A 20,920-nucleotide genomic window follows, 5' to 3' on the forward strand; every position below is an offset into this window, starting at 1 on the left:
TTCCGCTTTGACGCTGCCCGTCTTCGCCCCGGAGAGGCGGGCGGCAAGGCTTCGGTACACGATAGAGAGGCGTATGGCGAATCACGACGAGTTGATCATCTGTGAGCACTGCGACTGCGTGTTCGAGAAGCTCACGCTGGCCCGGCACCAGACGGCGCACTGCTCGCGATGCGGCGGCGTGCTGCAGCGCTACAACGGCCTGACCATCGAGCAACGCCTGGCGCTGAGCCTCACCGCCCTGGTGCTCTGGGTGTTCGCCAACTTCTATCCGGTCATGAGCATCAGCCTGAAGGGCCTCAAGAGCAGCGCCACGCTGTGGGATTCGGTGCTGGCACTGAGCCAGGGGCCCATCACCTTCATCGCCCTGGTGGCGGCCATCTCCATCATCATCGCGCCGCTCTTCCAGTTGCTGTTGCTGTGCTGGGTGCTCGCCTTCGGCCTGCGCCAGCGCCGCGCGCCGGGCTTCCGCCTGTGCATGCGCTGGCTGGAGTCCCTGCGCCCCTGGAGCATGCTCGAGGTCTGCCTGCTGGGCGCGCTGGTGGCGGTGTTCAAGCTGGCCGGCATGCTCGAGGTCATCCCCCACGTCGGCCTGTTCGCCCTGGCCGTGCTCGCCCTGCTGCTGATCCGCATCGCCGGGCGCGACGTGCGCGAACTCTGGGGGCTGCCATGAGCACGCCGCCGCTGGCCAGCGAGCTCGCCCTGTGCCTCTGCCACAGCTGCGGCAAGGCCTGCGACATCACCCGCCACGCCCACCAGTGCGAGCGCTGCGGAGCGCCACTGCATGCGCGCAAGACCAATTCCCTTAGCCGCACCTGGGCCTTCCTGCTCGCCTCGCTGGTGTTCTACGTCCCCGCCAACCTGCTGCCGGTGATGAACACCAGCCTGTTCGGCAACGGCACCGACAGCACCATCATGAGCGGCGTGCTGGAGTTCTGGCAGCACGGCGCCTGGGACATCGCGCTGATCATCTTCATCGCCAGCATCGCGGTGCCGGGGCTCAAGTTCGTGGTGCTCACCCTGCTGCTGGTCACCGTCCAGCGCCGCTCCTCCTGGGCGCGCCGGGAGCGCTCCGGCCTGTACCGCCTGGTCGAGCTGATCGGCTACTGGTCGATGCTCGACGTGATCGTGGTCGCCCTGGTGGCGGCGCTGGTGAAGTTCCAGTCCCTGGGCGAGATCGAACCGCGCGCGGGGATTCTTTTCTTCGGCCTGGTGGTGGTATTCACGATGCTCGCCGCGATGAGCTTCGACCCCCGGCTGATCTGGGATACACCCGATGACGAGGAGGTCAGGGATGAGCGCGGAAACCCGTGAGACAGGCCCCGGCCGGCCCCTGGTGAAGACCCGCCGCTTCAGTGTTTCACTGGTCTGGATCGTGCCCATGGTCGCGGTGCTGGTGGGCCTGTCGCTGGTGGTGCACAGCTGGATGCAGCGCGGGCCGACCATCACCGTCACCTTCAAGACCGGCAGCGGCCTCACGGCCAACAAGACCGAGGTCAAGTACCGCAACGTGGTGATCGGCCATGTCTCCGAGGTGGCGCTGAGCAAGGACCAGAAAAGCGTCGACGCCACCCTCGAACTGGCCAAGGAGGCGGAAAGCTTCACCCGCGAGGACTCGCAGTTCTGGGTGGTGCGGCCACGCATCGGCGCGGGCGGCGTATCGGGCATCGACACCCTGCTCTCCGGCGACTACATCGGTGCCGACACCGGCCAGGCCACCCGCCGCGCCAAGGTGTTCGTCGGCCTGGAGAACCCGCCGCCGATCACCTATGGCGAGCCCGGCCGGCGCTTCACCCTGCATGCCCCGGACCTGGGCTCGCTGGACATCGGCTCGCCCCTGTACTTCCGCAAGATCCCCGTCGGCCAGGTGGTGGCCTACAACCTGGACGAAGACGGCAAGGGGGTGAGCATCGAAGTGTTCGTGCATGCGCCCAACGACAGGTTCGTCACCGAGAACACCCGCTTCTGGAACGCCAGCGGCATCGACGTGAACCTCGGCGCCAACGGCGTCGCGGTGAAGACCGAATCGCTGTCGTCGCTGCTGGTCGGCGGCATCGCCTTCCGCGCCCCCGACTACAGCCCCAACGACCGGCCCGCTGCCGAGAACAGGGCCTACGAGCTGTTCGACGACCAGCAGGCCGCCCTCGCCCCGCCCAGCGGCAAGGCGCAGTACCTGCGCCTGCGCTTCGACCAGTCGCTGCGCGGCCTGAAGGTGGGCGCCCCGGTGGAATTCCTCGGCGTCGAGATCGGCAAGGTGGTCACGGTCAACCTGGACTACGACGCGCAGAAGCACAGCTTCCCGGTGGACGTCGGCATCGTCATCTATCCGCAGCTGCTCGGCCAGGCGCACATCAAGCTGCTCCAGGCAGTGCAGCACGACCCCAGCGACGAGGCCGGCGGCGCCCGCCTCATGGGCACCTTCATCGACAAGGGGCTACGCGCCCAGGCCCGCACCGGCAACCTGCTGACCGGGCAGCTGTACATTTCCCTCGACTTCTATCCCAAGGCGCCGAAGGTGGCCTTCGACCCCAGCGCCCGTCCGGTGAGCATCCCCACCCTCCCCGGCAGCTTCGAGAAGGTGCAGGAACAGTTGCAGGCCGTGGTCGACAAGCTCAGCAAGCTGCCGGTGGAGCGGATCGCCAACAACCTCGACAACAACCTGGTGGAGCTGCGCAAGGTGCTCGCGCAGTTCAACGGCAAGACGCTGCCCGGCGTGCAGACCACCCTCGAAGACGTCAGCAAGACGCTGCGGTCGGCCAGCTCCACGCTCGCCGAGGACTCGCCGCAACGCGAGCAGCTGACGCAGACCCTCGACGAGCTGGAGCGCATGTCGCGCTCGCTGCGCGAACTCTCCGACTACCTGGGACGGCACCCCGAATCGCTGATCCGCGGGCGGCCCGAGAACGCCACCCCCGGCGGCCTGTCGGCACCGCCGAGCCAATGAACACAGGAGCGAACCCATGACCGACCCGATCAAGCTCGTGCTCAGCGCCGGCCTGCTGCTGCTCGCCGCCTGCCGCAGCGACCCGATCAACTTCCACACCCTGACCCCTCTTCGGGCCGGCGATGGCCGGCCGGCGGGGGCGGACATCCAGATCGAAGGCATCAGCGTGCCCCCACAGGTGGACCGCCCGCAGATCGTCATCCGCCAGGGCGACAGCGGCCTGGTGATCCTGGAGACCGAATGGTGGGGGGCGAGCCTCGTGGACGAGATGAGCAGCGCCCTGGAGAACCAGCTCGCCAACAGCAGCCTGCCGCGCCGGGCTTCGGTGCGCCTGGACGTGCAGCGCTTCGACTCCTTGCCCGGCCGCTACGCGCTGCTCGACGTGCGCTGGCGCCTGCGCCCCGCAGACGCCGGCGACAAGGCCCTGGTGAGCTGCCGCAGCACCCTGCAGACGCCTGCCGGCGCCAGCATCGACGCCCTCGTCATCGCCCACCAGAAGAACATCGAGCGCCTGGCCGAAGCCATCGTCCGGACGGCCGGCAGCGACAAGGGGCAATGCCCGTAGAAGGCCCTGGCCAGGGCAGGCAGAAGCCGGTTCCAGGCCCTGGCGAGTCTGTTCTATTCTTGGCGCTGGCTCAGCGATTCCACGCGATTGAGGAAGGAGAAACGTCATGGCGACATTCGAACCCGGCCACCTGCACATCGAGCGTCACGCGCTGAACGAGCACGACGTCAGCTACAACCTGTGCATCGACTACGAAGTCTCCCAGGACCCGAAGGAAGGCAAGGGCATGCTCTTCACCCTGCACGGCAGCATCATGGGCAAGGAGCTCAAGGAGACCTTCTTCCTGCCCAAGGACCTGGCCTACAACTTCGCCAGCAACGTGACCAAGATCGCGGAGAAGTACGGCATACCCAAGGCCCTGAGCGGCATCGGCTCGATGCACAAGCACTACGACGCCATGTTCGAGGACGTGCGCGCGCAACTGAACATGAAATCCGGCGACCCGGTGAACCCCGAGCATCTGGAATGACCCGTCGGTAGCCCGGGCTACGGTGCCAGGGGCTGGGCTCGTGCAGGGTGTGCCGCGCGCACCCGTGCTCGGTGCTCCAGGCAAGGCAGGGGAAGGCTGAAACGCCCACGGCATGGGTTTCGCTTCGCTCTACGCCATCCTACGAAGCCCGTCGGTAGCCCGGGCTACGGTGCCAGGGGCTGGGCTCGTGCAGGGTTGCCGCGCGCACCGCTGCTCGGTGTTTCCGGCAAGGCCGGGGACGGCTGAAACGCCCACGGCATGGGTTTCGCTTCGCTCTACGCCATCCTACGAAGCCCGTCGGTAGCCCGGGCTACGGTGCCAGGGGCTGGGCTCGTGCAGGGTGTGCCGCGCGCACCGCTGCTCGGTGCTTCAGGCAAGGCAGGGGACGGCTGAAACGCCCACGGCATGGGTTTCGCTTCGCTCTACGCCATCCTACGAAGCCCGTCGGTAGCCCGGGCTACGGTGCCAGGGGCTGGGCTCGTGCAGGGTGTGCCGCGCGCACCCGTGCTCGGTGCTCCAGGCAAGGCAGGGGACGGCTGAAACGCCCACGGCATGGGTTTCGCTTCGCTCTACGCCATCCTACGAAGCCCGTAGCCCGGACTTCAGTCCGGGCTGCGTAATTGCGCGCGCAAAGGGGGTGGAAATCGCCGCGCCGCAAGGCCGCGATCCACCGCCACGAACACCGCCGCCCGAGGCGACATACGGGCGAAGCGCCGCTCCGTTTTGCCTGCTAGCGTCCTTAGTTGCACACAGGTGCCAAGGAGGCCGGAATGCTCGACTACGTCGCGCTGGGAATACTCATTTTCGTGGGTATCGTGCTGTTCTACGGTGTCATCGCGATTCACGACATCCCCTATGAAATCGCCGTGCACCGCAAGCATCCGCAACAGGATGCCATTCACGTCGCAGGCTGGATCAGCCTGTTCACCCTCCACGCCATCTGGCCGTTCCTGTGGATCTGGGCAACGCTCTACCGCGAGGATCGCGGCTGGGGCTTCTCCGCCACGCCGAAGCCGACGCCCGTGGACGACGCCCGCCTGCAGGAGCTGGAACGTGAGCTGGGCGAGCTGAAGCTGCGCCTGGCCGCCCTGGAGGCTCCCCCCGCCGTACCAGCCGAAGCGCCCGTGGAACTGCCAAGGCAGGAGGGTTGAGCCATGGACCTGTTGCTCATCCTCACCTACACCGCGATCTGCGTGGCGATCTTCAAGCTGTTCCGCATCCCGCTGAACAAGTGGACCGTGCCGACGGCGGTGCTGGGCGGCATCGTCCTGATCGGCACGCTGATCTTCCTGATGAACTACAACCACCCCTACTCCGAGGTCTCGCGCAGCTACTTCGTCAGCACGCCGATCGTGCCCGCCGTGAGCGGCCAGGTGATCGAGGTGCCGGTGCAGGGCAACCGCATCCTGGAGAAGGGCGACGTGCTGTTCCGCATCGACCCGACGCCCTTCGAGAACCGGGTCAAGTCGCTCAAGGCCCAGCTCGTCTCGGCCAAGGCCGACCAGTTCCGCGCCAGCGAACTGGCGCGGCGCAACGTCGGCAACCTGCGTGACGTCGACACCACCCGGGCGCGCATGGACGACCTCCAGGCCCAGCTCAACATCGCCCAGTTCGAACTGGACAACACCACCGTCCGCGCGCCGAGCAAGGGCTACGTCACCCAGGTGTCGCTGCGCCCGGGCATCTACGCGGTGAAGATGCCGCTGCGCCCGGCCATGGTCTTCGTGCCCCTGGAAGACCACTCCTACGTGGCCTGGATGCGGCAGAACAGCCAGCTGCGCCTGTCCCTGGGCGACGAGGCGGAAATCGCCTTCGACGGCATCCCCGGCGAGGTCTTCGCGGCACGCGTGAAGATGGTCATGCCGGTGATCGCCGAAGGCCAGGTGCAGCCCAGCGGCAACCTGATCGGCTTCACCGGCTCACCCCCACCGGGCCGCGTGCCGGTGGTGCTGGAGGTGACCGACCCCGACTTCGAGCAGTACCGCAGCCTGATGCCGGGGGGCGCCTACGGGCAGGCGGCGCTGTACTCCGAGCATTTCCACCACGTCGCCATCATGCGCAAGATCCTCCTGCGCATGGCCGCGTGGATGAACTACATCTTCCCCTTCCACTGAGAGCACGGACATGGCCAAGAAGAACCGACAGGTCGCCGAGAGGCTGGAGCGCAAGGTCTACGAGAAGGAGCTGAAACGCCTGCACATCGAACTGGTCAAGCTGCAGCAGTGGGTGGTGGCCAAGGGGCTGAAGGTCTGCGTGATCTTCGAAGGCCGCGACGGTGCCGGCAAGGGCGGCACCATCAAGGCGATCACCGAGCGGGTCAGCCCTCGGGTGTTCCGGGTGGTGGCGCTGCCGGCCCCCACCGAGCGGGAGAAGACCCAGATGTACGGCCAGCGCTACCTGCACCACATGCCTGCGGCCGGTGAGGTGGTGATCTTCGACCGCAGCTGGTACAACCGCGCCGGCGTCGAGCGGGTCATGGGCTTCTGCACCGAGGAGCAGGCCACCAAGTTCCTGTCCGTGGTGCCGCTGTTCGAGAGGATGATCGTCGAGTCCGGCATCCTCCTCATCAAGTACTGGCTCGAAGTCAGCGCCGAGGAACAGCAAAGGCGCCTGGAAGCGCGCATCCACGACGGCCGCAAGGTGTGGAAGCTCTCGCCCATGGACATCAAGTCCTTCCGCCGCTGGGACGACTACACCCGCGCCCGCGACGAGATGTTCGCCGCCACCGACTCCTCCTGGGCGCCCTGGTACATGGCGCGCTCCGAAGACAAGCGGCGCGTGCGCCTGAACATCATCAGCCACCTGCTGGCGCAAGTGCCCTACCAGGACATCACCAGGGAGCAGAAGGTCGAGCTGCCCAAGCGCGGCAAGATCGGCCGCTACAAATCCGTGCCCTACCCCTTCCGCATGGTGGACGAGCGCTTCTGACCGGCTCCGGGGTGAGCCGTACCATCGCCACGAAAAGCGCGGCGCCGTTCCGTGGAAGAATTCACTTGCGAAATGCCGGCACGCAGGCGGACGGCGCTCCACCCGCCCCACCCTTCGCAGCACGCCGTGGCACCGCTGGTGGAGGTGAAAAGCGACCTCCACTCTACGCAGCGGTCATGCCCAGCGGTGGCACGGCGCTTTGCGTGGGAGCGAATTCACTCGCGAAATGCCCGGTACACAGGTGGACGGCCCTCCCCCGTCCACCCTTCGCAGCACGCCGTGGCACCGCTGGTGGAGGTGAGAAGCGACCTCCACCCTACGCAGCGGTCATGCCCAGCGGTGGCATGGACGGGTCGCCACATGCCTCACGTGGAACCTCGGCCGCCCTGCCGTAGCGGAGGGACACGGGTTCTCGCCGGGGCACCGTCGATCCCGACGCAACCAGGTTGAGGTGGGCAACGATCGAGGGATTGTCCGTTTCCCACGATTTCCTGAAACAGTATTAGCGTAGAGTTCATCACCCACTGCGCATTCAGCTCCGTATGGACAACTGGCTATCCGTGCTCATCGCCTTGCCTGAAGCCAACGCCACGCAACCGAAGCCCGGGCAGCGCGCATGCGTTGCCCGGGCGGCACGAACCCTTCCCAATGACGACCCCCTGCTGACAGCTGCCTGCCTCTTCGACCGGCTACTGGCGGCATTCGCAAAAGACGAGCCCCCCAATGGATGAGACGACCCTGCCGCCTGCTGAACAGCATCCAGCCCGCACCGAGCCCGTCAGCCTGTTCCAGGCCTTTCTGTTCTGGCTCAAGCTCGGTTTCATCAGCTTCGGCGGCCCGGCCGGGCAGATTTCGATCATGCACCAGGAGCTGGTGGAGCGCCGGCGGTGGATCTCCGAGCGCCGCTTCCTGCATGCCTTGAACTACTGCATGTTGCTGCCCGGCCCGGAGGCCCAGCAGTTGGCGACCTACATCGGCTGGCTGATGCACCGCACCTGGGGCGGTGTGATCGCGGGGGCGCTCTTCGTGCTGCCCTCGCTGTTCATCCTGATCGCGCTCTCGTGGGTCTACATCGCCTTCGGCGACGTTCCGGTGGTGGCCGGGTTGTTCTACGGGATCAAGCCGGCCGTCACTGCGATCGTGGTCCAGGCCGCCCACCGCATCGGCTCCCGCGCCTTGAAGAACAACTGGCTGTGGGCGATAGCCGCCGCCTCGTTCGTGGCCATATTCGCCCTCAACCTGCCGTTCCCGCTGATCGTGCTCGGAGCCGCCGTCATCGGTTACTTCGGCGGGCGCCTCGCCCCGGAGGTCTTCAGCGTCGGCGGTGGCCATGGCGCGGCCCGACAGTCCTACGGCCCGGCGCTGATCGATGACGACACCCCCACGCCGGACCATGCGCGTTTCCGCTGGCCACGCCTGGCCTCGCTGGCGGCGATAGGCGCGGCCCTCTGGGTGGTGCCCATGGGGCTGCTGACTGCGCTGTTCGGCTGGGACGGCACGCTGACGCAAATGGGCTGGTTCTTCACCAAGGCGGCGCTGCTGACCTTTGGCGGCGCCTATGCCGTGCTGCCCTATGTCTACCAGGGCGCGGTCGGCCATTACGGCTGGCTCACCCCCACGCAGATGATCGATGGCCTGGCCCTGGGTGAAACGACGCCGGGCCCCCTGATAATGGTCGTGGCGTTCGTCGGCTTCGTGGGGGGCTACGTGCAGCAGGTGTTCGGCGCCGAGCATGCCTTCCTCGCCGGCGCGGTCGCCGCCAGCCTGGTCACCTGGTTCACCTTCCTGCCCTCCTTCCTGTTCATTCTCGCGGGTGGGCCCCTGGTGGAATCGACTCACAACGAGCTGAAGTTCACGGCGCCCCTCACGGCCATCACGGCCGCGGTGGTCGGGGTGATCCTCAACCTGGCGCTGTTCTTCGGTTATCACGTGCTGTGGCCGCAGGGGTTCGCGGGGCCTTTCGACTGGCCCTCGGCGCTGATCGCGCTGGCCGCCGCCCTCGCCCTCTTCCATTTCAAGCGCGGCGTCATCCAGGTGCTGCTGGCCTGTGCGCTGGCCGGATTGACGGTGTACCTGCTGCAAGGATCGCCAGCACCAGCCGCCTGACCGGCCCCGGCGGAGGCGAGGCGTGAACACGCGCATCGCCTCTCTTCCGAGCCAGACCCGAACCTCGCCCTGTGCCGTGCAGGAAGGCGTGCCGCAGTGCACCTCATGCCGCCCGGGGTCGCACCGGTACGGCCTCGCCGCGCAAACCCCTGCAACTTTCCGCCCTGCGCAGGTCCGTTGTTCCAGGCCGCTGCCGCATGGCACCCCGGGCGGCCTTGCGCACACTCCCCGGCATTTTCCCCGCGCTCACATAAACTGAAATGGTTTGGGCCGCGCCGTGCCGCGCGGCTCTCCACCCGTGAGGACTTGATGACAGACGCAACCCCGAGCACGGACAGGCCATTACCCAACCGCTCCAGCGTGGCGTTGACGCGGGCTTCCCTTCTGAAGTTCTTCGGTCTGCTCACCAGCGCCTTCCTGCTCGCTGCCTATCTGCTCATCTACCTGGGGCATGACCTGGACAAGACCGAGGAGATAGAGAGCGCGTTCTACACCGAGAAGGCCCTTCAATCGCTGGAGAAGTCGCTGCGTTCGACACTCCGGGACTACGCGTTCTGGGGGGATGCCTATCGCAACCTGCACCAGCAGGTGAACACCGAATGGGCTTATGCCCGGCAGAACCTGGGGCCGACCCTGTACGACGACTTCGGGCTGCAAGGGGTGTTCGTCGTGGATGGCGCCGGTCACACCCTGTACGCCGTGATCAATGGCCGACAGCAACGCACGGACGCCTCGCTTTGGTTCAAGCGCTCCCTGGGGCCACTCCTCGAACAGGCCCGCCTTGGAGCGGAGTCGGAAACCCCCGTGACGGCATTCGTGGATATCGACGGGCAGCCCGCCGTGGTCGCGGCAGCGGCCATCACGCCGGGAGCGGACCCGTCCATACGGCCGGATACCGGGCCGTCTTCGGTATTGATCTTCGTCCGCATCCTGGACCCGGCCTCCCTGGAACAACTGGGCAAGGAGTACGGCGTCGAGGGGCTGCGCACTGCAAACCCGGCCGACCTGAACGACAAGACGATTCTCGCCCTGGGCGAGCGCGGGGCCGCCGGCAGCCTCCATTGGAACGCGGAAAGACCCGGCCGGCGCCTGCTGGCGCTGGGCTTGCCGCTGCTGGGCGTCATCGCGTTGCTGGTTTGCCTGATGGCCTGGGCGTTGTTGCGCCGAACCACGGTCGGCGCCATGGCGCTAGATGCGAGCTATGCCTCCCTGCAGCGCAGCCAGGACGCCCTGGCGATAAGCGAGGCGCGTTTTCGCGACATCGTGGAAACCAGCTCCGACTGGATATGGGAAATCGACAGCCAGGGGCGCTTCACCTTCCTTTCCGAGCGCTTCGAGGCGGTCACCGGGCTGGACCGGGATGCCTGGATCGGCCAACCGATCGACGCGCTGCTGTCGCCCGAGAACGGCACCCTGTCCCAGTGGCTGAGCCGCACCAGCCTCCCTGCCGACAACAGCATCCTCTGCCGCTTCCTCGGCTGCGGCGGCCAGGAGCGGGTCACCCGTATTTCGGCGCGCGCCATCGACGACCGGGGCTTTCGAGGCACCGCAACCGATGTGACCGGAGAGCTCGAAGCGCGGCGGAGAATCGAGTTCCTGTCGCGCCATGACGCCCTCACGGGGCTCGCCAACCGTGCGCGGCTCAGGGAGTTCCTCGACGGCAAGCTGAAAGCCAGGCCGACGCGCGAGCAGCCGCTGGTGATGCTTTTCGTCGGGCTGGACCGTTTCAAGTCGGTCAACGACCTGCTCGGCCACGCGGCGGGGGACCAGGTGCTCAATGAGATTTCGGATCGCCTGGCCGATTGCGTCCGGCACAAGGACCTGGTCGCCAGGATCGGGGGCGACGAGTTCGTCCTGCTGCTCTCGCATATCGGTTCGCAGGCCAACGTCGAAGCCCTGTGCCAGCGCGTGCTCGACTCCATCAAGCGGCCCATCAGCATCAACCAGCAGCCCACCTACGTAAGTGCCAGCATCGGCATCGCCATGGCGCCCAATGATGCGGCGGAAGCCAGCGAGCTGCTGCGCTATGCAGACATCGCCCTGTACGAAGCCAAGGCGGCGGGCCGTGGCACCTGGCGGTTCTACTCGGGCGAGATGAACGCCAGGATCATCGAGCGCCGGCGCCTGGAAACCGACCTGCGCAACGCCATCACGCAGGGGGAGCTGAGGCTGCACGTCCAGCCGCGCTACCGCCTCGCCGACGGGCAGATGACGGGGGCCGAGGCCCTGGTCCGCTGGCAGCACCCCCAGCTCGGGCTGGTGCCGCCGAGCACCTTCATCCCCATTGCGGAGCAGACCGGGCTGATCATCGCGCTGAGTGACTGGGTGATCGCCACCGCCTGCCACCAGGCCGCGCGATGGCCGGCCCAGCTGTTCCTGTCATTGAATCTTTCACCCCTCGAATTCAAGGGCGACGGCCTGGCCGAGCGGATCGGCAAGGCGCTCGCCGACTCGGCCATCAGCCCCTCCCGGCTCGAACTGGAAATCACCGAAAGCGTCATGCTCGACGATGCCGGAGGAGCGCTGGAGATGATGCACAGGCTCAAGGCACTGGGGGTGCGCCTGGCGATGGACGACTTCGGAACGGGGTATTCGTCCTTGAGCTACCTGCGCAGCTTCCCCTTCGACGGCCTGAAGATCGACCGGAGCTTCCTCAACCGCACCCACGTCAGCGAGGAGGACAAGGCGATCATCCGGGCGATCGTGGAGCTGGGGCACGCCTTGTCGCTGACCGTGACCGCAGAGGGGATCGAGACCGCCGAGCATCTCGACATGCTCAAGGCGATGTCATGCGAGGAAGGCCAGGGCTATTTCCTCGGCAAGCCCATGGATATCGATGGCTTCAATGCGTTGCTGGGGGAGAAGCCGTCGCGAGGGTGAGCGCTCAACTCACCGCGCCGAGCGAATGCGAGGCTGTCGCGCGGGCGGCCATTGCACCAGCCGCCTGCAGGCTTCCTCGCCTTCGCTCTCTTGCCGCAGCGTCCTCAACTCACCACGTGCAGGTAGTGCAGATGCCTTTCGTACTGGTCGAGGATGTCCCCGATCACATCGTCCCGGCTCCAGCCCATCACGTCATAGTCCTGGCCGCCCTGGCGAAGGTGCACCTCGGCACGGAAATACTTGCGCGCCTCGGTGCCATCTTCGGTATCGCGCATGACGAAACTCGGCGTGGTGAACGCACGCGGCCGGACCTCGTAGAGAAAGCGACCCTCGCCGGCAAGGGACAGCTCGAGTGAGACACGGCCGTCATCGCGTTCATTCACGGCGACCTCGTAGCCTTGCTTGCGCAACTCCGCCGCGACCTCCTCACAGGCGGGCTTGACCACCTCGGCGATGAAGCGGGACACATGGGCACGACGCGGCATCAGGGCGATGTTGCGCAGGCGTCGCTGCCAGCCGCCGTGAGGGTGACGCGCATGACGCGCGGCGGGCAGGGCCTGGTTGCGCAGCCCTCGGCGGGTGGCGTCCAGATGCAGCGCCTTGAACAGCCCCCAGATGGACAGCAGGAGGATCACCGCGAAGGGCAAGGCACTGGCGATGGTCGCCGTCTGCAAGGCCTTGAGCCCATTGGCCAGCAACAGGGTGATGGCGACCACGCCGATGCTGACCGACCAGAAGATGCGTTGCCAGAGCGGGGAATGCGAGTGCCCCGAGGAGGCGAGCATGTCCACGACCAGCGCCCCGGAGTCGGCAGAGGTCACGAAGAACACGATCACCATCAGCACCGCCACCATGGAGATCACCCCCGAGAACGGGAAGTGCTCGAGGAAGGCGAACAGCGCCAGCGAGCTGTCCTTGTCGACCACCCTGGCCAGCTCACCGAACCCCTCGTTGAGGATCATGTGTATGGCCGTATCGCCGAAGATGGTCATCCACAGCAGCGTGAAAGCGGCGGGCACGAAGAGCACGCCACAGACGAACTCACGGATCGTCCTGCCGCGTGAAATGCGTGCGATGAACAGGCCCACGAACGGCGACCAGGACAGCCACCATCCCCAATAGAGCAGTGTCCAGCCGCCGATCCAGTCGGTGGGCTCGTAGGCGTAGAGGTTGAAGGTCTTGTTGACGATGTCGGAGAGGTAGGAGCCGGTGTTCTGCACATAGGCCTGCAGCAGGAAGACCGTCGGCCCGAGCAGCAGGACGAACACCATCAGGATCACGGCGAGGCTCAGGTTGAGCTCGGACAGAATGCGGATGCCCTTGTTCAGGCCGCTGGCGACCGAGAGGGTGGCCAGGGAACAGGTGGCCGCGATCAGCATCACCTGGATGGTCGGGTTGATCGGCAGGCCGAAAAGGTGATGGAAGCCGCTATTGATCTGCAGCACCCCATACCCCAGGGATGTCGCCACGCCGAACACCGTACCCAGAATGGCGAAGACATCCACCGCATGACCGATTGGGCCATGGATGCGTTCGCCGATCAGCGGGTAGAGCGCTGAACGCAGGGTCAACGGCAGCCCGTGGCGGAAGCTGAAATAAGCCAGGATCAAGGCGACCATGGCGTAGATCGCCCACGCATGGAGCCCCCAGTGGAAGAAGGTGATCTTCATCGCCTCCCGCGCGGCGGCGACCGTTCCGGACTCCCCTACGGGCGGGGTGATGAAGTGCATGACCGGCTCGGCCACGCCGAAGAACATCAGGCCGATGCCCATGCCGGCGGAAAACAGCATGGCGAACCAACTGCTGCTTCTGTACTCCGGCTCACTGTGATCGGGCCCCAGCTTGATATCGCCGTAGCGGCTGATGGCAATGAACACGACGCTGATGAGCACCAGCGCCACCGCGAGTATGTAGAACCAACTGGCGTTGACGATGATCCAGCGCTGCACGTCGTCGAACACGGCTTGCGCATGCTCCTGGAACAGAGCGGCATAGATCACCAGCAGTGAAACGAGGACGGCGCTGCTGTAGAACACCGGGGGGTTGAGGGTGATCTTGGGCTTCGTGGGATCACTCATTGCACGTGCATCCTTGTGGGCAACATGGTTTTGGACTCGGGTGGATCGTTGCGGCATCAAGGTAGACCGCTCTCGTCGATGTTTTGCTTTAGCTTCCAGAATTCAGAAGGCGCACTGCCGACATTCACCCGTTGCATGAGCCTTGACCTGCAGCAGACGGGAGCGCCATCGTCCCCGCTCGCCCACAGGAGAGATGTCATGCCCAGCCTGAATCCAAGCAAAGCCCAGCTCGAGCACTTCGATGAGGCGGTGCCCTCGGGCACACCTGTACTGATGCTCAACCTCCTGCGTTTCAGGGTGCAGGCCGACTACCCGGCGAACGACCATCCCGCCTGCAGTGGCCGTGAATCCTATGCCCGGTACTCTCGCATCGCTTTGAAAAAAGTCGCCGCGGCCGGCGGCGCGGTCCAGGTTCTCGCGGCCGTCCACGCGGCGCTCATCGCTCCGGAAGAAGAGCAGTGGGATGAGATCATTCTCGTGCGGTACCCCTCGAAAGAGGCATTCTTGGGCATGCTCGCCGACCCCGAATACCGGGCCGCAACCGTGCATCGCACTGCTGCCCTGGTTGATTCACGACTCATCGCAAGCGTCGAGCGCCTCCCCTGAACGGTGAAGGCGCCAGTGGAGCCACTCAAACCGGTGGCGCCTCCGCTGCGTGTGAAGTGCTCCTCGGGGGGCGCAGGTGGAGCGACATGTCCTCCGGCAACGAAGCCACATAGAGCGTCTGGGATGGGAAAGCGAAGCTGACGCCCAGTTCGGCGAACTCTTCCATCAACCCCAGGTTGATGGCCTGCTGAACGTCCATGTAGGTGTTGTAGCCGGGGTCCTGCACGATGTAGACCGCCTCGAACTCCAGCGCACTGTCGCCGAAGCCTTTGAAGTGCGCCCGATCGAACCGGGTATTGGCCTGGGCGCGGATGACCTTTTCCATTCTCCTGGGCACTTCCCTCGCCTGCGCGGTGGAGCAGTCGTAGGTGAGCCCGATGGAGAAGACGATCCTCCGCTCCTGCAGCCGCTTGTAGTTCTGGATGGTGCTGCCGATCATCTCGGCGTTCGCCATCACGATCTGCTCACCGCCCAGGCTACGGATGCGAGTGGTCTTGAGGCCCACATGCTCGACCGTCCCCGAGAGCGAGCCGACCACGATGAAGTCACCGACTTCGAAGGGCTTGTCCACTGCAATGGACAGCGAGGCGAACACATCCGCCAGGATGTTCTGGACCGCCAGCGCAATCGCGATACCACCCACACCCAGGCTGGCGACGAAAGCGGTGATGTTGACGCCGATATTCGACAGCATCGCCAGGATGACGACCACCCAGAGCAGGACCTTGGCGCCCCACAGGCTGAGCGTTGCCAGTGCGCTGCCCTGAAACAGATCACTGGAGGTCGTGCGTTTGAAATAGCGTCGGACTGCCAGGGCAATGGCGCGATTGGCCCATAAGCCAATCTGCAGCGCAGCCACCGCGAACCAGAGGTTGCCGACCCGGCTCAGCCAGCGCTCCGGCAAGTCGAGAAACCCGACACCGATCAATAATGACGCGAGCAACAGCAAGGTATTACTGGTGCCGGAGAGTACTAGAACGGCGATATTGCTGAACGGCGCATGGGGTGTTTCGTCAGATCTGCGAATACTCTTGAGCGCATAGGCGATGACACTTCTCAACAGCACGAAACTGACAATCGAAGCACACGCAGCCACTATCCAATTTGTCAGCGAAATGCCGAGAAACTGATACTCGGCAATGAAGTCCAATAACTCTTGCTGCATCCGGTTCTCCCAGTTCGGGTAGGTGCTTAAACCGGGCACACCGTAACGCCATGTCGGATAAAAATGCAAAACCAATGGCTCTACCCTTCCAGCCGAATCGTTCAACTTGGACTTGATAAATCCTTACCATTCAATAGGTTATGGCAACTTTGCCGACAGACACGAATATCAACATTGGCGGCCACAAGACACTTGATCGGTGGATATCCAATCGTTCGATAACGTCCAGCCACCGGTCATCGGGCTGACTCGACGGCTCACCGGATTCATTGAACGAACCGCTTCACATGCACGAACTCGCCACATTGAAAATCTCGGCCGATGCTGTACGCTCCCCGGCGCCTTGAGTGTGACCAACAATGAAGCGGGCGGCGCCAATAACACGTGTCGGTCGACAAGTCACGTAATCGTCGTGGAGATATACGCCCCCCCATGCTTGACATATCCGCTGTATTTCTTTGCATCACCGCTTTGCTCGCCTATCTCAATCGCCGCTATGTGGGGCTCCCTCCCGCTATCGGAGTCATGGGGATCGCGCTGGGCCTGTCATTGTTGAACATGGCCGCCGATGCACTCGGCTTTCACGCGTTTCATGCACTGGAACAGTCATTCGTGGAGTCGATCGATTTCTCCGAGCTGCTCATGCAGGGCATGCTCTCGCTGCTGCTATTTGCCGGCGCCCTGCATGTCGACCTGTCCGAGCTGCGCTCGTACAGATGGCAAGTCGCTTCGCTGGCCGTCGTCGGCACGACGCTGTCCACGCTGTTCATCGGTTTCACGCTCTGGGGCCTGCTGTCACTGATCGACCTGCAACTGCCACTGTCCTACTGCCTCGTCTTCGGAGCCTTGATCTCGCCCACCGACCCGATCGCCGTGATGGGCATCCTGAAATCAGCGGGAGCGCCCAAGAGCGTGGAGTTGGTGATATCGGGGGAATCCCTGTTCAACGATGGCGTGAGCGTCGTGCTGTTCTCGCTGATCCTGGCCATGGTGCTCAGCGGGCAGGCGCCCACGGTCACTGGCGCAGCCCATCTGCTGGCGCTGGAGGCCGGCGGTGGAGCGCTATTGGGGGCAGTGGTCGGCTACGTCATCTATCGCATGCTCAAGAGCATCGACAGCTACCAGGAAGAAGTCCTCATCACCCTGGCAGCGGTGCTCGGAGGCTACGCCCTGGCCACCCACCTGCATGTATCCGGGCCACTGGCGATGGTGGTGATGGGCTTGATCATCGGCAACCATGGGCGCACCTACGCCATGTCCGAGCAGACCCAGAAGAACGTCGACATGTTCTGGGAGCTCATCGATGAAATCCTCAATGCGGTGCTGTTCGTCCTGATCGGGCTGGAAGTGATCCTGATCCAGTTTTCCCAATCGCTCTTCATCACCGGCCTGGCGGCCGTCGTTCTCACCCTGGCTGCGCGGCTGCTGACCGTCGGGCTGCCAATCGCCGTGCTGGGCAATCGCTTCCGCTTACCGCAGGGTTCCTGGAGCGTGCTGACATGGGGGGGCTTGAGGGGCGGCATATCCGTAGCACTGGCGCTATCGCTACCGGCCGGGGAAAGTCGGGATGTGATTGTCAGCCTTACCTACCTGGTGGTGATCTTCTCGATCCTCGTCCAGGGACTGACCATCGGCAAGCTGATCAAGCGGGTGATCCCGTGCAGCGCCCCCAGCGCATCGACATAGCCTGGCGAGACGTCCCTGATGCACGCCGGCGGCCTGGTTTACACCCCGGCAATCAACGGCGTGCACGCCTCGGCCGGCTGAACATCCGCGCGCCCATCAGCTCACGCACGAACAACCCGAACAGCTCCGCCTGGGTGCCGATCTCCAGCTTGTCGTAAAGGTTGCGCCGGTGGACCTTCACCGTGCCCCGGGTGATGCGCAGCTGCTGGGCGATCTCGCTGCTGGAATAGCCCTGCAACAGCAGCTGCACCACCTTGCACTCGCGCGGCGTCAGCAGCTCCTGCGCAAACAGGCTGAACACCTCGCGCACATGGTCGCTGGGCTGCAACGCATCCACCGGCGGCTGGCCCCGCGCCTCACAGGCCAGGCGCACCACCTCCTGTACCACCGGCGTCGCGATGCCCAGCAGCTCCAGCTCCTCCTCGCCGAACGCCGCCCCGCCCTGCCCGCGCATCAACGACAACACCGCGCGGCAACCCGGCGTCGGCGTGGTGAAGAAGCCCAGCTCCTCGCTCAGCTCAAGGCGGTGGTAGTAGAGCTGGAAGTAGTGGTTGTCCCGAAAGCTCCCCGGCGCCAGCGTGCGCATGCTGTAGAGGCCATCCGGCCGCTCGAAGGTGCAGGCGAGGAAGAACGGATCGAACAGGTACGAACCGCCACGGTAGTCGTCGATGAAGGTGGCCTGCAGCTCGGCAGGCAAGGTGTGGAACAGCGGCAAGGGCGCATCGCTGCCTTCGAAGAGGAACAGCGAGACGTGATCGACCGGAGCGGTGCGCTGCAGCCAGTCGGTCAAAGCCTGCAGCTGGGGTTCGCCTGGGGGCTGGGTGAGGACGGTGGTGATGTCTTGGGTCCATGTTTTCAGGTCGCTGTGCATTCCCGGCAGTCCTTTCTTCAAGACGTAATGGGTCATAAATACCGTGGCCCTATAGACATCCTAGCCAGCAGATTCTCGCCATGGCAAGAATCTCCGCAGATCACGATAAAGAAGGCAGTCTCCTACGACTGGGCGAAGCCGTGCGCACTCGCAGGAAGACCCTCAATCTCTCACAAGAAGCGCTCGCCGATGCCGCCGGAATCGACCGCTCGCACATGGGCAAGATCGAACGCGGCGAACGTAACGTTACATTCCTCAACATCGTCCGAATCGCCGGTGCAATGGCGTGCAATCCTTCCGACCTGCTTATCGAGGCGGGTCTCTGAGCAAGGCCACACAGCAGGCATGGAACTCAAGCTCGCACTCGGGCAAGCCATCAAGGACCTGAGGATCAGCAAGAAGCTCTCACAGGAAACGATAGGCGCTAGCCAGGCCTACATCAGCGATCTGGAGCGCGGTATCAAGAGCCCCTCGGTGATCAAGCTGGTTGAGTTTGCCGAGAACATGGGCGTGCATCCGCTAACGATCCTGGCCAAGAGCTATCTGCTGGCATATCCCGAGCTGAGCACTGAAGAACTGCTTGAGCGAGTGCGCAGGGAGCTTGAGGAAGGATGAAAGCCCGCCCTTGGTGAGCCTTGCAGCGATAAGGATCGTTATGCACCACAGCCCCGAATCCACCCCACCACGCCGTTCGCTCACGCATCGACGCGCCCATCGCCTGACGACCCCAACCGCAGCATTGCTGTTGCTCACTGCCCTCCCCGCCCTGTGCGGCCCAGAACCCTCCTTCTCCGGGCACTGGTACCTGGACCTGCGCACACCGCAACAGCGAGAGGCGAAGGCCGAATGCGGCGGCACAGGCTTCGACCTGGTCCAACAGGGCAACGGCATAACCGGCACCCACTACTTCGCCACGGCCGACTGCGGTCGGGTCAACGAAGGTGGGGAAGTCAAAGGAGTGGCTGCGGGATCAGAAGCCATTCTTCATGTCACCAGCGGCCGGAATGGAGCGGTCACAAGAGGCAGGGCCACCCTGCAAGGCGACCGCCTCGAATGGCAGGCAGAGAACGAGTTGGAAGCGGCCGTGCCAGAGGGTGACGCCAGCCTCATCCTGGGCAAAGGGGTTCTCGAAAGATTGCCTGGTTCGGATGCGAAGTAGTGGGAGTGTGGATCTGCCCGTGGGTGTGGCTGCTTTCGGCCAGAAGCAGCCTTAATGACGTAGAGCTTGTGCGGAGAGACGGCTGAATACGCTGGTTCACTGTGCAGTTCAATCTTCTCGACACTAACAACCGGCCAGGGGGCCGACTGGTTTGGCAGCACCTCCAGACTAGCCATGAGCGAGTCGAGTCTTGAGCAGACTGGCATTCAGTGGCGATGGCCCTGGCCATCAGCTGGTAGGCACTTCACGATACCGATGGCTGCATAACGACAAGCCCTTCTAAGTGGGGGCTTTAGTTCTACTGGTGATATGAACTAGCCTCTATGAACCAGAAGCTGGCTTTTGTTTGTTTGGTGGAGTTGGCGTTATCGGAGATGGCTTAGCTTCGGATTCAGGTGCTGTCAGCGGCTTCGCTTGCTCTTCGCCAACAGCCTCTTTAATCAAGTCATTGACTAAAGTATGGTCTAAAAGACGATCACTTTTCAGAGCATAAAATTTCGCGGAGGCAGACTCATCAGCAAAAATTTTCTTGCATCGAGTATCGATTTCCGTCGGCACGGCCACACCGTACTGTTTTGCTGTCTGATATGCATCCAAACACACGTAGAAATTATCATTCTGACCCAGTATCTGATCCGTAATACTCTTCACAGTGGCCGTCACTGCTGACACGGTATTTTGATCAGCCCCTCCGCCCTGGATAGTTTGCGCATCCGTCGCTGTTGCAGCAGCGACAATAGCCTTTTCTGCCTTAGCTATTGCAGCGTCATAGCTTTCAATCTCTTTCTTAAGAGCAATCGTTTCTGGTTTATCCTTGTCAGCAGCTGGGACAGCTTTTAGGTTTGCTTCGGCTGCATCCTTAAGTTTTTTATTGAGATCAATAAGCTCCTTATTTGGCCCGATGGATGCACTTCCTGAAAGCTTAACGGATGGTGTCTTCAGCACCCCGGTTAGCTGCTCAATTGCCATCAGCGCCACGGTGTTCCGCTGATTCCGAGTAAGCATCATCTGATATGCTGGCGCGGATATCCCCTCGTTCGCGAACCCCTGGCATATCGCAAACAATTGGTCTCGCAATAACTGAATTGTGTGAGTGCGAAGTCCTATATTTGCGCCGGCCTCTGAATACGCTGCAGCGATAGTAGCTACCTCTTGCTTCTCCACATTCATAGATGCTGCCAAGGTCTTTAAGGCATCCGGACTTGGCTCCGCACACATAACCTTTATCTTTCTAGCATTATCAGCGTTGTTGAGTGGCCTCTCCGAGTAGATCAATAGGCGCTCCTCTGCCTCAAGCGCTCTTGCGTTCTTGTGAGTTGCACAGCCGGCAGCTGTTACAGCGAGTAGAACAACGAGGGAAATACGCGTAGGCGTGTTCATGCGGGCTCTTCCTTAAGTTGATTTGGACTGTTCCAGGGAACGGCCGAGTCCCTTCGTGGTGAGCATAGAAGGCAAAAAGCCACCAT

Annotated in this window: 19 protein-coding genes; 15 read left to right on the forward strand and 4 right to left on the reverse strand. The window is 63.7% G+C overall.

The window, feature by feature from the left end; genetic code table 11:
- Nucleotides 1-73: 73 nt before the first annotated feature.
- The 10 genes from ACYJSS_RS20125 to ACYJSS_RS20170 all read left to right on the forward strand — a co-directional run bounded on the left by ACYJSS_RS20125 (nt 74) and on the right by ACYJSS_RS20170 (nt 11,889).
- Entirely contained in the window at nt 74-670 is a 597-nt protein-coding gene (locus ACYJSS_RS20125) for a paraquat-inducible protein A (RefSeq protein ID WP_111260299.1), read from the forward strand.
- Nucleotides 667-1,311 carry a paraquat-inducible protein A gene (locus tag ACYJSS_RS20130; protein ID WP_111260298.1) on the forward strand — a complete coding sequence of 215 codons (645 nt, stop codon included), beginning with the start codon at nt 667-669 and terminating at the stop codon, nt 1,309-1,311. Before ACYJSS_RS20125 ends, ACYJSS_RS20130 begins: the two co-directional genes overlap by 4 nt.
- Nucleotides 1,292-2,941 (forward strand): PqiB family protein, encoded by a 1,650-nt coding sequence (locus ACYJSS_RS20135; RefSeq protein WP_111260297.1) that lies wholly within the window; start codon nt 1,292-1,294, stop codon nt 2,939-2,941. The genes ACYJSS_RS20130 and ACYJSS_RS20135 overlap by 20 nt, the downstream gene beginning before the upstream one ends.
- A 16-nt stretch (nt 2,942-2,957) precedes the next feature.
- Nucleotides 2,958-3,506: a PqiC family protein gene (locus tag ACYJSS_RS20140; RefSeq protein WP_111260296.1), complete on the forward strand. Its 549-nt coding sequence runs from the start codon at nt 2,958-2,960 to the stop codon at nt 3,504-3,506.
- A 106-nt stretch (nt 3,507-3,612) separates the two neighbouring features.
- Entirely contained in the window at nt 3,613-3,975 is a 363-nt protein-coding gene (locus ACYJSS_RS20145; RefSeq protein ID WP_111260295.1) for a DUF5064 family protein, read from the forward strand.
- Nucleotides 3,976-4,745: 770 nt separating this feature from the next.
- Nucleotides 4,746-5,126: a DUF3302 domain-containing protein gene (locus ACYJSS_RS20150; RefSeq protein ID WP_111260294.1), complete on the forward strand. Its 381-nt coding sequence runs from the start codon at nt 4,746-4,748 to the stop codon at nt 5,124-5,126.
- 3 nt (nt 5,127-5,129) lie between these two features.
- The gene (locus ACYJSS_RS20155) at nt 5,130-6,089 is read left to right on the forward strand and encodes an HlyD family secretion protein (RefSeq protein ID WP_111260293.1); all 960 of its coding nucleotides are present in this window, start codon (nt 5,130-5,132) and stop codon (nt 6,087-6,089) included.
- Nucleotides 6,090-6,099: 10 nt separating this feature from the next.
- Entirely contained in the window at nt 6,100-6,903 is an 804-nt protein-coding gene (ppk2, locus tag ACYJSS_RS20160) for a polyphosphate kinase 2 (RefSeq protein WP_111260292.1), read from the forward strand.
- A gap of 723 nt (nt 6,904-7,626) precedes the next feature.
- Entirely contained in the window at nt 7,627-9,009 is a 1,383-nt protein-coding gene (gene chrA / locus ACYJSS_RS20165) for a chromate efflux transporter (protein ID WP_111260291.1), read from the forward strand.
- Nucleotides 9,010-9,318: 309 nt separating this feature from the next.
- On the forward strand, nt 9,319-11,889 hold the full coding sequence (locus ACYJSS_RS20170) for a bifunctional diguanylate cyclase/phosphodiesterase (RefSeq protein ID WP_236205564.1): 2,571 nt from the start codon (nt 9,319-9,321) through the stop codon (nt 11,887-11,889).
- 104 nt (nt 11,890-11,993) lie between these two features.
- Here the strand turns inward: ACYJSS_RS20170 and ACYJSS_RS20175 are convergent, their stop codons facing one another.
- Nucleotides 11,994-13,967, reverse strand: a complete 1,974-nt coding sequence (locus ACYJSS_RS20175; protein WP_236205563.1) for a BCCT family transporter — start codon at nt 13,965-13,967, stop codon at nt 11,994-11,996.
- Nucleotides 13,968-14,165: 198 nt separating this feature from the next.
- On the opposite strand from ACYJSS_RS20175, the gene ACYJSS_RS20180 reads away from it, so the two are divergent.
- The gene (locus tag ACYJSS_RS20180; protein ID WP_236205562.1) at nt 14,166-14,573 is read left to right on the forward strand and encodes a DUF1330 domain-containing protein; all 408 of its coding nucleotides are present in this window, start codon (nt 14,166-14,168) and stop codon (nt 14,571-14,573) included.
- Between the two features lie 25 nt (nt 14,574-14,598).
- Here the strand turns inward: ACYJSS_RS20180 and ACYJSS_RS20185 are convergent, their stop codons facing one another.
- On the reverse strand, nt 14,599-15,738 hold the full coding sequence (locus ACYJSS_RS20185) for a mechanosensitive ion channel family protein (protein WP_111260287.1): 1,140 nt from the start codon (nt 15,736-15,738) through the stop codon (nt 14,599-14,601).
- Between the two features lie 432 nt (nt 15,739-16,170).
- Between ACYJSS_RS20185 and ACYJSS_RS20190 the strand changes: the two genes are divergently transcribed.
- The gene (locus ACYJSS_RS20190) at nt 16,171-17,424 is read left to right on the forward strand and encodes a cation:proton antiporter (RefSeq protein WP_111260286.1); all 1,254 of its coding nucleotides are present in this window, start codon (nt 16,171-16,173) and stop codon (nt 17,422-17,424) included.
- A gap of 52 nt (nt 17,425-17,476) precedes the next feature.
- Here the strand turns inward: ACYJSS_RS20190 and ACYJSS_RS20195 are convergent, their stop codons facing one another.
- Nucleotides 17,477-18,295 (reverse strand): LuxR C-terminal-related transcriptional regulator, encoded by an 819-nt coding sequence (locus ACYJSS_RS20195; protein WP_236205561.1) that lies wholly within the window; start codon nt 18,293-18,295, stop codon nt 17,477-17,479.
- A gap of 80 nt (nt 18,296-18,375) precedes the next feature.
- On the opposite strand from ACYJSS_RS20195, the gene ACYJSS_RS20200 reads away from it, so the two are divergent.
- From ACYJSS_RS20200 to ACYJSS_RS20210, 3 genes are read left to right on the forward strand one after another with little or no spacing between them, the layout of a single operon-like run.
- Entirely contained in the window at nt 18,376-18,621 is a 246-nt protein-coding gene (locus tag ACYJSS_RS20200) for a helix-turn-helix domain-containing protein (protein WP_111260284.1), read from the forward strand.
- 19 nt (nt 18,622-18,640) lie between these two features.
- Nucleotides 18,641-18,910 (forward strand): helix-turn-helix domain-containing protein, encoded by a 270-nt coding sequence (locus ACYJSS_RS20205; protein ID WP_236205560.1) that lies wholly within the window; start codon nt 18,641-18,643, stop codon nt 18,908-18,910.
- A gap of 40 nt (nt 18,911-18,950) precedes the next feature.
- On the forward strand, nt 18,951-19,454 hold the full coding sequence (locus tag ACYJSS_RS20210) for a hypothetical protein (protein WP_236205559.1): 504 nt from the start codon (nt 18,951-18,953) through the stop codon (nt 19,452-19,454).
- 321 nt (nt 19,455-19,775) lie between these two features.
- On the opposite strand, the gene ACYJSS_RS20215 is transcribed toward ACYJSS_RS20210, so the two are convergent.
- Nucleotides 19,776-20,834 carry a hypothetical protein gene (locus tag ACYJSS_RS20215; protein WP_236204700.1) on the reverse strand — a complete coding sequence of 353 codons (1,059 nt, stop codon included), beginning with the start codon at nt 20,832-20,834 and terminating at the stop codon, nt 19,776-19,778.
- Nucleotides 20,835-20,920: the final 86 nt, after the last annotated feature.

This window comes from Pseudomonas sp. No.21 (assembly GCF_054558415.1).